At 64.9% G+C, this 13022-nt stretch carries 14 protein-coding genes and 2 riboswitches; of the genes, 3 read left to right on the plus strand and 11 right to left on the minus strand.

Annotation, left to right across the window (positions count from 1 at the left end; genetic code table 11):
* Nucleotides 1-136 precede the first annotated feature (136 nt).
* Nucleotides 137-829 (minus strand): MgtC/SapB family protein, encoded by a 693-nt coding sequence (locus AC07NT_RS12185; RefSeq protein WP_498598782.1) that lies wholly within the window; start codon nt 827-829, stop codon nt 137-139.
* A 151-nt stretch (nt 830-980) separates the two neighbouring features.
* Here AC07NT_RS12185 and AC07NT_RS12190 point away from each other — a divergent pair, with 151 nt between their 5' ends.
* On the plus strand, nt 981-1556 hold the full coding sequence (locus AC07NT_RS12190) for a glutathione peroxidase (RefSeq protein ID WP_498598781.1): 576 nt from the start codon (nt 981-983) through the stop codon (nt 1554-1556).
* A 16-nt stretch (nt 1557-1572) separates the two neighbouring features.
* Nucleotides 1573-1839 carry a cupin domain-containing protein gene (locus AC07NT_RS12195; RefSeq protein ID WP_498598780.1) on the plus strand — a complete coding sequence of 89 codons (267 nt, stop codon included), beginning with the start codon at nt 1573-1575 and terminating at the stop codon, nt 1837-1839.
* 12 nt (nt 1840-1851) lie between these two features.
* Here AC07NT_RS12195 and eda read toward each other — a convergent pair whose 3' ends face one another.
* The 6 genes from eda to AC07NT_RS12225 form a co-directional block, all read right to left on the minus strand.
* Nucleotides 1852-2502 (minus strand): bifunctional 4-hydroxy-2-oxoglutarate aldolase/2-dehydro-3-deoxy-phosphogluconate aldolase, encoded by a 651-nt coding sequence (eda, locus tag AC07NT_RS12200; RefSeq protein ID WP_498598779.1) that lies wholly within the window; start codon nt 2500-2502, stop codon nt 1852-1854.
* 2 nt (nt 2503-2504) lie between these two features.
* Nucleotides 2505-4334: a phosphogluconate dehydratase gene (gene edd / locus AC07NT_RS12205; RefSeq protein ID WP_498598778.1), complete on the minus strand. Its 1830-nt coding sequence runs from the start codon at nt 4332-4334 to the stop codon at nt 2505-2507.
* Between the two features lie 97 nt (nt 4335-4431).
* The gene (locus tag AC07NT_RS12210; RefSeq protein WP_498598777.1) at nt 4432-5460 is read right to left on the minus strand and encodes a TRAP transporter substrate-binding protein; all 1029 of its coding nucleotides are present in this window, start codon (nt 5458-5460) and stop codon (nt 4432-4434) included.
* Nucleotides 5461-5497: 37 nt separating this feature from the next.
* Nucleotides 5498-6793 (minus strand): TRAP transporter large permease, encoded by a 1296-nt coding sequence (locus tag AC07NT_RS12215; protein WP_498598776.1) that lies wholly within the window; start codon nt 6791-6793, stop codon nt 5498-5500.
* A gap of 4 nt (nt 6794-6797) precedes the next feature.
* Nucleotides 6798-7298 carry a TRAP transporter small permease subunit gene (locus AC07NT_RS12220; protein ID WP_498598775.1) on the minus strand — a complete coding sequence of 167 codons (501 nt, stop codon included), beginning with the start codon at nt 7296-7298 and terminating at the stop codon, nt 6798-6800.
* A complete protein-coding gene (locus AC07NT_RS12225) occupies nt 7295-7801 on the minus strand; it encodes a gluconokinase (protein ID WP_498598774.1) in 507 nt (168 codons plus the stop codon). The genes AC07NT_RS12220 and AC07NT_RS12225 overlap by 4 nt, the downstream gene beginning before the upstream one ends.
* A gap of 160 nt (nt 7802-7961) precedes the next feature.
* On the opposite strand from AC07NT_RS12225, the gene gntR reads away from it, so the two are divergent.
* Complete coding sequence (gene gntR / locus AC07NT_RS12230; protein ID WP_498598773.1) at nt 7962-8993, plus strand: HTH-type transcriptional regulator GntR; 1032 nt, start codon at nt 7962-7964, stop codon at nt 8991-8993.
* A gap of 9 nt (nt 8994-9002) precedes the next feature.
* Here the strand turns inward: gntR and AC07NT_RS12235 are convergent, their stop codons facing one another.
* From AC07NT_RS12235 to serS, 4 genes are all read right to left on the minus strand, one after another.
* Nucleotides 9003-10274 (minus strand): D-amino acid dehydrogenase, encoded by a 1272-nt coding sequence (locus AC07NT_RS12235; RefSeq protein ID WP_498598772.1) that lies wholly within the window; start codon nt 10272-10274, stop codon nt 9003-9005.
* A 55-nt stretch (nt 10275-10329) separates the two neighbouring features.
* A riboswitch (glycine riboswitch) is annotated at nt 10330-10434 on the minus strand.
* Nucleotides 10435-10525: riboswitch (glycine riboswitch) on the minus strand.
* A gap of 56 nt (nt 10526-10581) precedes the next feature.
* Nucleotides 10582-11136, minus strand: a complete 555-nt coding sequence (locus AC07NT_RS12240; protein WP_498598771.1) for a diguanylate cyclase — start codon at nt 11134-11136, stop codon at nt 10582-10584.
* A gap of 20 nt (nt 11137-11156) precedes the next feature.
* On the minus strand, nt 11157-11696 hold the full coding sequence (locus AC07NT_RS12245) for a peroxiredoxin (protein WP_498598770.1): 540 nt from the start codon (nt 11694-11696) through the stop codon (nt 11157-11159).
* Nucleotides 11693-13003: a serine--tRNA ligase gene (gene serS / locus AC07NT_RS12250; protein WP_498598769.1), complete on the minus strand. Its 1311-nt coding sequence runs from the start codon at nt 13001-13003 to the stop codon at nt 11693-11695. Before serS ends, AC07NT_RS12245 begins: the two co-directional genes overlap by 4 nt.
* Nucleotides 13004-13022 lie beyond the last annotated feature (19 nt).

A 13022-nucleotide genomic window follows, 5' to 3' on the forward strand; every position in this document is an offset into this window, starting at 1 on the left:
CGAACTAGAGCGGCGACTGTCTCCAAATCCGCACACTGCAATTCCCCTGCTCCTCGGATTCAGAAGCAAAAACAAGCCCCGAGAAATTCGGGCCATAGGAATTTCGAATGCCCCACCTCACCGCGAGCTTATCCGTTCACACCGGCTGGGTCGCAAACTCCAGCACATGCGGATGCGCCTGCCAGGTGGCGCGCAACTGGTTCATGTGCCCCAGGTCCTTGGCCCGCAGCGTCACCTCGTACTCGAACTCACCTGCGCCGCGCGCATAACGCGTGCGCATGCGGGAAACGTGAAAGCCATGGGTCCGGATGATGGACACCAGCTGTTCTTCGTTCGGCTCCTGCCCGGACACGAAGACCACCCTGTGGATAGCGTACTTGAACGCTGGCAGGATGGCCTCCAGCCAGCGAAAGACGGCCAGCGCTGCCAGGGTCAGCAGCGTGGCGATGATCACCGGCTCGTAGAAGCCGATGCCGGCCAGGATACCGATGGCTGCCGTGATCCAGATCGAGGCTGCTGTGGTCAGGCCCTTGACGGACAAGCCGTCCTTCATGATCACGCCCGCGCCCAGGAAGCCGATGCCCGTCATGATGCCCTGGGCCATGCGGGTCGGGTCCGAGGCCACCTTGTAGGCGCTGCCATCCGGAAACCAGCGGGTCTGGTACAGCGTGACCAGCATCAGCAAGGCCGAGGAGAGGCACACGAGCACATGGGTGCGGAAGCCGGCGTCGCGGCCGTGGTAACTGCGCTCCAGGCCGATGAGGCCACCGGCCACGAGGGCCACGCCGAGATGGGAAGAGACTTCGATAACTTCGGTAAAGGTCAGCATGGACAAACTCGGAAAACCAGGCGCAGCACACATGGCACCTGCAGATGAGACTCCATGTTACGGCAGCCGGACGGCCCGGCCTCACGATCTTTTGCCCGCCCCTGAAACCACCGTCACGACAGGGTTGTCCCGGCAGGAACAGAATCGGCCCATGCGCCTGCTACCCCCTATCCTGTGCGTGCTCCTGACCGCGACCCTCCTGCCCATGAACAGTTCCGCCCAGACCACCCCACCTGCAGTATCCTGCCCCGCCCTGTTGCAGCACCAATTCCCGCGCCTGCAGGACGACGCACCACAGAACCTCTGCCAGTACGCGGGCAAGGTGGTGCTGGTGGTGAACACCGCGAGCTACTGCGGTTTCACGAAGCAGTACGAAGGGCTGGAGGCGCTGTACGCCAAGTACGAGAAACGCGGCCTGGTCGTCCTGGGTTTTCCGGCCAATGACTTTGGCCAGCAGGAACCCGGTGATGCCAAGCAGATCGCCGACCTCTGCTACAACACCTATGGTGTGAAGTTCCCCATGCTGGACAAGACCGTGGTCGTCGGCCCCAAGCGCAATGCCTTCTACGCCCAGCTGTTCCAGGCCACCAAGGCCGCGCCGCAGTGGAACTTCCACAAGTACCTGATCGCGCGTGACGGCAAGACCGTGAGCAGCTTTGCGAGCGATGTGGAGCCGGGCAGCAAGACTCTGGTGACGGCCATCGAAGCAGCGCTGCAACGACCCTGAACCAGAGGCCAGGCATATGAACCAGGATCTCTTCCGTCAGCAGCTGCAAGCCGCCGGTTTCGAGCAGATCACCCTGGTCACGCGCGACCCCGATGGTTTTCTGGACACGCACACCCACCCCTTCGAGGCGCGGGCCCTGATCCTCAGCGGCGAGATCACCCTGGTCTGCCAGGGACAGGAGCAGCGCTACCGGCCCGGCGAGATCTTTCACCTCGCGCTGGCCGAACCCCATACCGAGCGCTACGGCCCCCAGGGCGTGACCTACCTGGTCGGTCGGAAATAGAGGTGCAGGCGATCAGGCCGCAAGGGCCAGTTCCGTGGCCTCGCGCGCCAGGCGGGTGATGGCGGCCCAGTTGCCGGCCTCCACCAGCTCCAGCGGTGTCAGCCAGGAGCCGCCGACCATCGGCACATTGCCCTGGCGCAGAAAGTCCTGCAGATTGGCCAGCGAGACACCACCCGTGGGACAGAACTGCATGTCCGCCAGCGGGCCGGCCATAGCCTTGAGCATGCCCAGGCCCCCGGCCTGCGCAGCAGGAAAAAGCTTGACGAGTTTGAAACCATGGTCGCGCGCGCGCATGACTTCACCGGGGGTCATCACACCCGGCACAAAAGGCAGCTTGTTCGCCATGGCTTCGGCGACGAGCACGTCCGTCATGCCCGGGGAGAGCGCAAAACGCGCACCGGCATTCTTCACACGCGCCATTTCACCGGCCACGGTCACCGTGCCCGCGCCGACCTGCATGGCCGGCACAGCCTTGGCTACGGCCTCGATGGCCGCCAGGCCCGCGGCGTGGCGCAGGGTGATTTCCATGACGTCGATGCCGCCTTCGAGCAGCGCCTCGGCCAGGGGCACGCCCTGGGCCGGGTTTGTGATCACGATCACAGGCACCACGCGGGAAGCGAACGCCGGGCGCTGAGTATGGGCAAGTTCTTGTGTCATCTTCATGGTCAGCGAGCATAGCCTGACAGCAGGGGCGAAGCGCCCTCTTCGGCCAACAGTGGTCGGTCGCGGAACAGGCCGAACAGCTCACGCCCTATGCCCTGGCCGTTGGCGGCGAGGTCCGGCAACTGCGCGTCGCGCGCCGCCAGCTCGGCATCACTCACCTGCACCTGCAGGGTCTGCGTCTCGCAATCCAGCGTGAGCAGGTCGCCGTCACGCACCTTGCCAATGAAACCGCCCGCCACTGCCTCGGGCGTCACATGGATGGCCGCGGGCACCTTGCCGGAAGCACCGGACATACGACCGTCGGTCACCAGAGCCACCTTGTAGCCCTTGTCCTGCAGCACGCCGAGCAGGGGCGTGAGCTTGTGCAGCTCAGGCATGCCGTTGGCCTGCGGGCCCTGGCAGCGCACCACGGCGATGAAGTCGCGCTCGAGCTTGCCCTGTTTGAAGAGCTGCTCCAGCTCCTTCTGGCCGTTCACCACCACAGCCGGCGCGCTCACCACACGGTGCTGCGGCTTGACCGCCGAGACCTTGATGACGGCACGACCCAGGTTGCCCTGCAGCAGGCGCAGGCCGCCGTCGGGGCTGAAGGGGCGAGTCACGGGACGCAGCACGTCCTCATCACCCGAGGCAGCGGGCAACTCACGCCAGGCCAGCACATTCTTGTTGAGCCAGGGTTCCACCGTATAACGGTGCAGGCCGCGGCCCATGATGGTGTGCACATCGTCGTGCAGCAGGCCCGCCGAGAGCAGCTCGCGGATCACAAAACCCATGCCGCCGGCAGCGTGGAAATGGTTCACGTCGGCCGATCCGTTGGGGTACACACGGGCCAACAGAGGCACGCAGGCCGACAGATCCGAGAAGTCTTCCCAGTTGATCAACCAGCCCGCCGAACGACCCATGGCGATCAAGTGCAAGGTGTGATTGGTGGAGCCCCCGGTGGCCAGCAGGCCCACCATGCCGTTGACCAGTACCTCGGCGGTTATCTGGTGGCCCACGCCGGACCCCGGTTCATTCGACAGCGCCACCGCGCGCTCGACGGCTGCATCGGTCAGCGCTTCGCGCAGCGGCGTTCCTGGGTTCACGAAAGACGATCCGGGCAGGTGCAGGCCCATGATCTCCATCAGCATCTGGTTGGAGTTGGCCGTGCCGTAGAAGGTGCAGGTGCCCGCGCTGTGGTAGGCCGCCTGTTCGGCGCTGAGCAGGGTGGCGCGGTCCACCAAGCCTTGCGCGTACTGCTGGCGGATCTTGGATTTTTCGTCGTTGGACAGGCCCGAGGTCATGGGACCGGCAGGCACGAAGACCGCAGGCAGGTGACCGAAGTGCAGCGCGCCCATGAACATGCCGGGCACGATTTTGTCGCACACGCCCAGGAACATGGCGGCGTCGAAAACGTTGTGCGACAGGCCCACGGCCGTGGCCAGGGCGATCACGTCGCGCGAGAACAGCGAAAGCTCCATGCCGGCCTCGCCCTGGGTCACGCCGTCACACATGGCGGGCACGCCGCCGGCCACCTGTGCGCTGGCGCCCAGGCTGCGCGCCTTCTGACGTATGCGTTCGGGGTATTGCTCGTAGGGCTTGTGCGCCGAGAGCATGTCGTTGTAGGCCGTGATCAGGCCCAGATTGGGCTGGCGTTCCTGCTTGAGCAGCAGCTTGTCCTCACCCGGCATGGCCGCATAGGCGTGCGCGGCGTTGGCGCAGCCCATGCCACTGCGGTAGGGGCCGGGGCGTGCTGTGCGGTTCACCACGTCCAGGTAGGCGGCGCGTGTGTGCGTGCTGCGTTGCTCGATACGGCGGGTCACCTCGACCAGCGTCGGGTGGGTCGGCTCAGACATGCTTGCTTTCCTGCAGTGGAAGGGTATTCAGCGCGAACGGTGCATCCGGCTCGCCAGAGCCATGATGCACCATCCGTGTTTCAGGCTCGGACGGGGCTCACTTGCCCTTCTTGCCCGAGCGGATTTTGCCCAGCTCGGCCTGGGTTTCGTTCCACAGGTCCATGCCCACGCTGGTGCCGATGGAGGCGTAGACATGGGTCAGGTTGTTGCGCATGCGGGCAGTTTCTGCGGGCGACAGCTCGTTGACCTGCATGCCCTTGTCCTTGAGTGCGGCCACGGCGCTGGCGGCTTCGTTGCGCGTATCCTTGCGCTCGTAGTCGCGGCTGGCCTTGGCGGCGTCCAGCAGGATCTTCTGCTCGGTCGCGGAGAGCTGGTCCCACCATTTCTTGCTCACCAGCACGATCCAGGGGCTGTAGACGTGGTTGGTGATGGTCAGGTACTTCTGGACTTCGTAGAACTTGCTGGAGAGGATGGTGTTGAAGGGGTTTTCCTGGCCTTCCACCGTGCCGGTCTCCAGCGCGGTGAACAGCTCCGAGAAGGCCAGGGGCACGGCATTGGTGCCCAGGGACTTGAAGCTGTCCAGGAAGACGTTGTTCTGCATCACGCGCAGCTTGATGCCGTTGAGGTCTTCCAGCTTGTTGATGGGGCGCTTGCTGTTGGTCAGGTTGCGGAAGCCGTTTTCCCAGTAGACGAGGCCCACCAGGTCCTTCTCCTTCAGCTTGGCCATGACCTTGTCGCCGATGGGACCGTCGAGCACGGCGTCCGCCTCAGCCGCGTTGTTGAACAGGAAGGGGGTGTCCCACAGCGCCATCTCCTTGGTGATGCCCACCAGGGTCGCCGTGGAGCCCACCATCATTTCCTGGGCGCCGCCACTCAGGGCTTGCTGCATCTGCAGGTCCGAGCCCAGGGCGGCCGCGCCGATGGCGCGGGTCTTCATCTTGCCGGCCGAGGCTTTTTCCACCGCTTCGGCAAAAACCTTGACCGCGCGGCCCTGGTTGCTCTGTTCGTTCAGGCCATAGCCGAAACGGATGAGTCGGGGCTTGATGTCCTGGGCCATAGCGGCCAGCGGGGCCAACATGGCCAGGGCCGCGGTGGCGGCCACGAATGTTCTGCGGAAGGGGGTCATCGTTTGCTCCTAGAAAATGTTTGAGGACGGGAGGGAATCAGCGCATCCACGCCACCGGCGCGGTGACGATCTGCGGAAAGATGATGAAGAGGACCAGCAGCACGAGGTATGTGATCAGGAAGGGATTCACCCCCTTGATCACCTGGTGCATGGGCAGGCGGCCCACGCCGGCCACGACGTTGAGCACGGTGCCCACCGGCGGAGTGATCAGGCCGATGGCGCCGTTGAGCACGAACATCAAACCGAAGTACACGGGGTCGATGCCGGCCTTGACGGCGATAGGCAGCATCACAGGCGCGAAGATCAGGATGGTGGGCGTCAAGTCCAGCGCCGTGCCGATCAGCACCAGGGCCAACATCATGGCGGCCATGAGCAGGCGGGGGTTGTCGATCATGGTGCCCAGCATGCCGGTCAGCACATTCGGCAGATCGGCCAGCGTGATCATGTAGCTGGCCACCTGGGCGCCCGCACAGAGGAACATGACCACGGCGGTCGTCTTGGCCGCGCGTACCAGCACGGGCCCAACTTCGACGATCTTGAGTTCACGGTGGATCAACAGGGCGACCATCAGCGCGTACACGGCGGCCACCACGGCGGCTTCGGTCGGCGTGAACACGCCGCTTTTCATGCCGCCGATGATGATCAAGGGCATGAGCAGGGCCCAGAAGGCCTTGCGCACGGCCCGCAGGCGCTCGCCCAGGGGCAGGCGGGGGCCGCCCTGGGGCAGGTCGATGCTGCGCAGCTGGAATTTCCAGGCCATGATCAGGCCCACGCCCATGAGGATGCCAGGCACGATGCCCGAAATGAACAGCGCCGAGATCGAGGTGTTGGTGGTCACGCCGTAGATCACGAAAGGCATGGACGGCGGAATGATGGGCGCGATGATGCCGCCTGAGGCGATCAAACCCGCCGAGGTGTGCATGGGGTAGCCCTGCTGCTTCATCATGGGCAGCAGGATGGTGGCCAGGGCCGCCGTGTCGGCCAGGGCTGAGCCGCTCATGCTGGCCATGAGCACGGCCGCACCGATGGCGACGAAACCCAACCCACCACGGATGTGCCCCACCCAGGCCTGGGCCATCTCGATGATGCGCCGGCTGATGCCACCGCTGTTCATGAGTTCGCCCGCGAGGATGAAGAAGGGCACGGCCAGCAAGGGGAAGCTGTCGATGCCAGCCACCATGTTCTGCGCCAGCAGCTGCGTGTCCCAGAAATCGAGGGCCCAGGCCATGGCCGCGCCCGTGAGCACCAGCGCGAAGGCCATGTTCAGGCCGATGCCCATGAGCAGCACCAGGCCGGCGATGAACATCAGGAATGCCAAAGCTTCAGAACTCATGGCCTCACTCCGCTTCCATGCCGTGGCCCAGATCCAGCGGATCCTGACGCACGAGTTCCACCAGGGCCATGATGGCAATCGCCACCGAGCTCAGCAAGGCTGGCAGGGGCAGCAACGCGGCGGAGTAACCCAGCACCACCGAATGGCTGTTCATGCCCACGACCACCTGTTGCCATGCACCTGTGGCCACCAAGCCCGCTGCGGCGATCACCAGGATGCGGATCAGCACGGTGAGCGCCTTGAACGCCAGCGGCCGGCTGCGCAGCCTGGCCACCAGGCTGGTGAAGGCCATGTGTTCGCCGCAGGGATAGGCCACGGTAGCCCCGATGAAGACCATCCACACAAAGAGCAGGCGCGACAGCTCCTCGCTGGCAGCAATGCCGCTACCGAAGCCGTAACGCAGCACCACGTTCACAAAGACCGCCAGCGCCATGATGCCCAGGCAGGCGCCCATGAAGGCATGCGCGATGCGCTGCAACAGCGGGCCGAAGGTCGCCGGCTTCATGCGCACACTCCCTGGTGCAGCCAGGTGCTGATCTGGCGCTGCAGTTGCTCGACGGTCTGCGTCGCATCCAGCGGCAAGGTGTTGGGTTCGTTCACAGGTGACTCCAAGATTGCGAACTGGTTGTCCACCAGTGCGGTAGGAAAGAAATGGGAAGTCGCCCGCGCTGCCACACGCGACAAGGACTCTTCGCGGGTGATCTGCAGAAACGCGAAGCGCAGGCCCGGCGAGGCAGCCCGCAACTGTTCCCGGTACTGGCGCTTGAGGGCAGAGCAGGTCAACACCACCGGCGCCGGACTGGCCGCCAGCAAGCGGCCCAGCTCAGCCAGCCAGCCCTCGCGGTCTGCATCCGTCAGCGGGATGCCCTGGCTCATCTTTTGGCGACTGGCTTCGCTGTGGAAGTCGTCGCCTTCGATCAGGCGCCAGCCTTCGGCCGCAGCCACCGCCGCACCGATATGCGACTTGCCGCAGCCGGCCACCCCCATGATGACGATTGAGGAACCCATTTGGTTAGCGCTATCTCAGATATCTAAAAAATGAACCCGGATCGAACCTCTCTGGAAATTTCCAAGATAGAAACTCCCAAATAAGAGTGGACGATCCGAGTTGGATAGCGCTATCATAATCGCTCATGAACCGGCCCAGATCAGTAGTAACCCGCACCCCATGAGTGCCTCACCCGCCCGCAAAAAGACCCGTGCCACCGGCCGCGTCACCATGTCTGACGTGGCCCAGCTTGCCGGCGTGAGCCTGATGACCGTCTCGCGCGCCCTGCGCGGGGAACGCGCAGTCGACGCCCAGCTCGTGAGCAAGGTACAGGCGGCCGCCGACAAGCTGGGCTACATGCCGGATCCGGCCGCCCGGGCCCTGGCGTCCAGCCGCAGCCGGCATGTGGCCGTACTGATCCCCATGCTCTCGAATGCGCTCTTCGTGGATCTGCTCGAAGCCGTGCAGCACACCCTGCACCCGGCCGGTTACCAGACCCTGATAGGCATCACTCACTACAACCCCGTCGAAGAAGAACAGTTGCTGCGCGAGCAGTTGCTGCACCGGCCCGCCGGCATCCTGGTCACGGGCATGGAGCGCAGCGACGCCACCCGCAAACTGCTGCAGCAGAGCGGCGTGCCCTGCGTGCACCTGATGGAGGTGGCGCAGCAGCCGGACATCTACAGCGTGGGGCTCTCGCAGACCGACGCCGGCGCGTTGCTCACGCGGCACCTGCAGTCGCGCGGCTACCGGCGCATCGCCTTTGCCGCTGCCCAGCTGGACCCGCGCACCATGCAGCGCCTGGCTGGCTGGCGCCAGGCCATGACCGAGGCGGGCCTGCACGAAGCTGCGCTGGAATGGTTGAACCCCGCCCCCTCCTCGCTCGCCCTCGGGGGCCAGCTCTTCGAACAGATCGTGCGGCAGCAACCCGCCGTGGACGCCATCTTCTTCTGCAATGACGACCTGGCCCAGGGCGCGCTGCTGGCCGCGCTGCGGCTGGGCATCCGCGTGCCACAGCAGGTGGCCGTGGCCGGCTTCAACGACTTGACGGGCAGCGACCAGATGCTGCCGCCGCTCACGACGATACGCACTCCTCGCGCGCAGATCGGTGAAGCCGCGGCGCAGATGCTGCTGCAACTCATGACCGGCCAGCCGGTCGCCTCGCACTCGATCGACCTGGGCTACCAGTTGGTCGAGCGCGGCAGCACCTGAAGCACGGGTTCAGCCCTGCTGCGGCAAGGCTGACGCAGCAACACGCAGACCCGGCGTACTGCCCGCATAAGCCTGCTGCACCACACCCGCCACCAGATCGGCCGTCACGGCCGACAGTGTCCAGCCCAAGTGGCCATGGCCCGTGTTGTAGAACACATTGGCCGCCCGACCTCGACCCACGCGCGGCATCATGTCCGGCATCATGGGCCGCAGGCCCGCCCAGGGCACCACCTGGCGCGTGCTCACGCCAGGGAAGCACTGGTTCACCCAGTCCACCAGCGGACGGATACGGTCGGCGCGTATGTCCTTGTTGTAGCCGTTGAACTCCGCCGTGCCGGCCACGCGGAAGCGGTCCGTACCCAGGCGGCTGGTGACCAGCTTGGTTGCGTCATCGAGCAGGCTCACAGTGGGCGCGGCAGCCTGGCTCTGGGCATCGAGCAGGTTGACCGTGATGGAATACCCTTTGACCGGGTAGACGTTGACGCGGTCCCCCAGCTGCGCGGCGAATTCGCGGCTCTTCACACCGGCGCAGACCACCAGCCCGTCGTAGCGCCAGGTCCGCTCACCGGACTCGTCGCGCACGGTCACCTGCGCACCACGACCGTCGCTCTGCAGGCGCAGCACTTCCTGTCCGTAGATCGTGCGCACGCCCTGGCGCGCGGCGGCCGCGGCCAGGCCGGTGGTGAACTTGTGGATGTCACCGGTGGCGTCGCTTTCGGTGTAATAGCCACCGTAGTAGCTGCCGGCCAGTGTGGGCTCGATGGCCCGCATCTCCTCGGGCGTCACGGCGCGGCGTGGCAGGCCCCCTTCGGCCAGCAGCTGACTGACCTCGCCTGCATGATCAAAACCCTTTTTGTCGCGGTAGATGTGCAGGATGCCCTGCTTCTTGAGGTCAAAGTCCAGCCCCTCGGCCTCGGCCCAGGCAAACAGATGCTGGCGCGCCGCCACGGCCAGGCGGGCGGTCTCGATGGTGTTGCGCCGGTAGTTCGGAATGTTGGCAATGAACTCGGCAAACCAGCTCAGCTTGTGCCAGCTGGGCTTGGGGTTGACCAGCAGTGGAGCGTCGCTCCTGAGCATCCACTTGAGACCCTTGAGGATGGTGGAGGTGTGGTTCCAGACTTCGGCGTTGGACGCAGAGAGCTGGCCACCGTTGGCGAAGGAAGTCTCCATCGCGGGGTAGCGGTGCTGTTCGAACAGCGTGACGGTAAAGCCGCGTTTGGACAGGGCGTAGGCAGTGGTGACGCCGGTGATACCGGCGCCGATGACGGCGATCGACTTCATGAGTACAGGCTCCAAACGTCATGGGGGTGGGGTGCGTGGCACACCATGTGCCCTGCACGCCCCCTCTGTTTGGTACCTGAGAGATTCACGCGGCCGTGTCGGCAGCGCTTGCTCCTGCGGTGGGCCGGGTGACGAAATCCGGCCACTCTTCAGAGTTCAAATGATCCGATCGGTCCTTTTGCCTGAGAGTTTCCGGGGCGGTTGCTCCTTCGGCGCTGCCAGAGTTCGACAGTCTCTCCCGATCGGGTCCGGCCACGCGCGTGGCCTGTGTCCATTCTAACTTCGAATCCTGATTCTGTATGCGGATCTAGGCCATCCAGTCCTGGGAAACGATGCTGTCACGCCCCATGCGCTTGGCCTGCTCCAGCGCACCTTCGCACAACTCGACCAGTGCTTCGGGGCCCGTTTCACCGGTTGGCGTAAAAGCAGCCACGCCGATGCTGACGGTGACGATGCCGCCCTCGCCGCCGCTGTGCGGCATGGCCAGGGCATTGACCAGCATGCGCACGCGTGCCGCCACCACCCGCGCGCCCACTTCGTGCACGGCTGGCAGCAGGATGGCGAACTCATCGTCGTCATACCGCGCCACCATGTCGGCCGGACGGAAGACGGCGCGCGTCAGGGTGGAGGCGATCTTGTTCAGGCGCTCCTCGCTCAGGGAGGCGGTGTGGGTATCGACATAGGCGCGGAAATGGTCCACATCGATCAGCAGCAGCGACAGGGGTTCGCCCGCACGTCTGGCACGTTCCCACTCCTGGGCCAGGCGTTCGTCAAAAGCAGCGCGCTTCGCCACCTCCGTGGTGTTGGTGGCCTGGGCTCCTGCCACTGGCTGTCCGGACTTGCTTGGGGTCTTGGCAGGCATGGCGCGGGCTGGTTTGTGCTTCAGCGACGTTGCTGCAACTGTTTGAGATCCGCCACAATTTCGGCTGAATGTTTGGCCGTGTCCACCGAGCGGTAAGCCTTGGCCAAGCGCCCCTGGGGATCGATCACAAAGGTGTAGCGCTTGGCAAACTTGTAGACCAACCAGTCCGACAGGGTGCCGTAGCGCGCCGCCACCTCGCCTTTTTCGTCGGCCAGCAGCGGAAAGGGGAGCTTGTATTTCTGCGCAAACGTGGCGTGCGAGGCGCTGCTGTCCACGCTGATGCCCACAACTTCGGCGCCCAGGGCCTGCAGCTGCAACCAGTCGTCGCGGAAGGTGCATGCCTCTTCGGTGCACCCGGGCGTGTCGTTCTTGGGATAGAAATAAAGCACCAGCCACTTGCCGTGCCAGTCGGCCAGCTTGCGCGTCTTGCCCTGCTGGTCGGGCAGTTCGAAGTCCGGCGCGGGCTGGCCCGCTTCGGGCACGGCCGCCTGTACGACGCCCGCACCGAGCACCGCGCTGCCGGTCAGCAGCTGGCACAGGGTGCGGCGCCGCAAGTTCACGGCCGCAATTCCTTGAGGCCGCCCATATAGGGCTGCAGGGCGGCGGGAATTTCCACGCTGCCGTCAGCGCGCTGGTAGTTTTCCAGCACGGCCACCAGGGTACGGCCCACGGCCAGACCTGAACCATTGAGCGTGTGCAGCAACTCGTTCTTGCCTTGGGTATTCTTGAAACGCGCCTGCAGGCGGCGGGCCTGGAAGGCCTCGCAGTTGGAGACCGAGCTGATCTCGCGGTAGGTGTTCTGCGCGGGCAGCCAGACTTCGAGGTCATAGGTCTTGGCAGCGCCAAACCCCATGTCCCCCGTGCACAGGCTCATCACGCGGTAGGGCAGGTCCAGCTTCTGCAGAATGGCCTCGGCGTGGCGCGTCATCTCTTCCAGCGCCTCGTAGCTCTTCTCGGGATGCACGATCTGCACCATTTCGACCTTGTCGAACTGGTGCTGGCGGATCATGCCGCGCGTGTCGCGGCCGTAGCTGCCGGCTTCCGAGCGGAAGCAGGGCGTGTGGGCCGTGAGCTTGAGGGGCAGGTCCGCCTCGGCCACGATCTCGTCGCGCACGAAATTGGTCAGCGTGACTTCGCTGGTGGGAATCAGGTAAAGCGCTACGTCCTCGGCCGCGCCCTCCTGACCACCCTTCTTGGCGGCAAAGAGGTCTTCTTCGAACTTGGGGAGCTGGCCCGTACCGCGCAGCGTGTCGGCGTTGACGATGTACGGTGTGTAGCACTCGGTGTAACCATGCTCCTGCGTCTGCACGTCCAGCATGAACTGCGCCAGCGCGCGGTGCAGGCGGGCGATGCCGCCCTTCATGACCGTGAAACGAGAACCGGTGAGCTTGGTGCCAGTGTCGAAGTCCAGGCCTAGCGGCTCGCCCACATCCACATGGTCCTTGACCGCAAAGTCATAGGTCCTGGGCGTGCCCCAGGTCCGGGCCACCACGTTGCCGTGTTCGTCGCTGCCCACGGGCACACTCTCGTGCGGCAGGTTGGGCACAGCCAGCAACAGGGCCTGCATATCGGTCTGGATCTGGTCCAGGCGGGCAGCCGAACTTTCGAGTTCGCCCTTAAGGGCATTGACCTCGGCCTTGGCCGCTTCGGCCTCGTCCTTCTTGCCCTGGCCCATGAGCGCGCCGATCTGCTTGCTCAAGGTGTTGCGCTTGTTCTGCAACTCTTCGGTGCGGGTCTGGATGGTCTTGCGCTCGGCCTCCAGGCCGCGGAACTTGTCAGCGTCCAGGAAGGGCTGGGGGTTCTTGCGTGTCTGCAGGCGCGCGAGCACGCCGTCGAGGTCTTTGCGGAGCAGGGTCAGGTCTAGCATGGGGGAATTGTAAGTTGGC

The sequence above is a fragment of the Hylemonella sp. GW821-FHT10B10 genome, from assembly GCF_059415585.1.

What these genes read in the sequence shown, in the direction of transcription:
- gntR (WP_498598773.1), top strand. Translation starts at nt 7,962, where the DNA reads ATGAGTGCCTCACCCGCCCGCAAAAAGACCCGTGCCACCGGCCGCGTC.
- AC07NT_RS12190 (WP_498598781.1), top strand. Translation starts at nt 981, where the DNA reads ATGCGCCTGCTACCCCCTATCCTGTGCGTGCTCCTGACCGCGACCCTC.
- AC07NT_RS12195 (WP_498598780.1), top strand. Translation starts at nt 1,573, where the DNA reads ATGAACCAGGATCTCTTCCGTCAGCAGCTGCAAGCCGCCGGTTTCGAG.
- AC07NT_RS12215 (WP_498598776.1), bottom strand. Translation starts at nt 6,793, where the DNA reads ATGAGTTCTGAAGCTTTGGCATTCCTGATGTTCATCGCCGGCCTGGTG.
- AC07NT_RS12240 (WP_498598771.1), bottom strand. Translation starts at nt 11,136, where the DNA reads ATGCCTGCCAAGACCCCAAGCAAGTCCGGACAGCCAGTGGCAGGAGCC.
- AC07NT_RS12235 (WP_498598772.1), bottom strand. Translation starts at nt 10,274, where the DNA reads ATGAAGTCGATCGCCGTCATCGGCGCCGGTATCACCGGCGTCACCACT.
- edd (WP_498598778.1), bottom strand. Translation starts at nt 4,334, where the DNA reads ATGTCTGAGCCGACCCACCCGACGCTGGTCGAGGTGACCCGCCGTATC.
- eda (WP_498598779.1), bottom strand. Translation starts at nt 2,502, where the DNA reads ATGAAGATGACACAAGAACTTGCCCATACTCAGCGCCCGGCGTTCGCT.
- AC07NT_RS12185 (WP_498598782.1), bottom strand. Translation starts at nt 829, where the DNA reads ATGCTGACCTTTACCGAAGTTATCGAAGTCTCTTCCCATCTCGGCGTG.
- AC07NT_RS12220 (WP_498598775.1), bottom strand. Translation starts at nt 7,298, where the DNA reads ATGAAGCCGGCGACCTTCGGCCCGCTGTTGCAGCGCATCGCGCATGCC.
- serS (WP_498598769.1), bottom strand. Translation starts at nt 13,003, where the DNA reads ATGCTAGACCTGACCCTGCTCCGCAAAGACCTCGACGGCGTGCTCGCG.
- AC07NT_RS12225 (WP_498598774.1), bottom strand. Translation starts at nt 7,801, where the DNA reads ATGGGTTCCTCAATCGTCATCATGGGGGTGGCCGGCTGCGGCAAGTCG.
- AC07NT_RS12210 (WP_498598777.1), bottom strand. Translation starts at nt 5,460, where the DNA reads ATGACCCCCTTCCGCAGAACATTCGTGGCCGCCACCGCGGCCCTGGCC.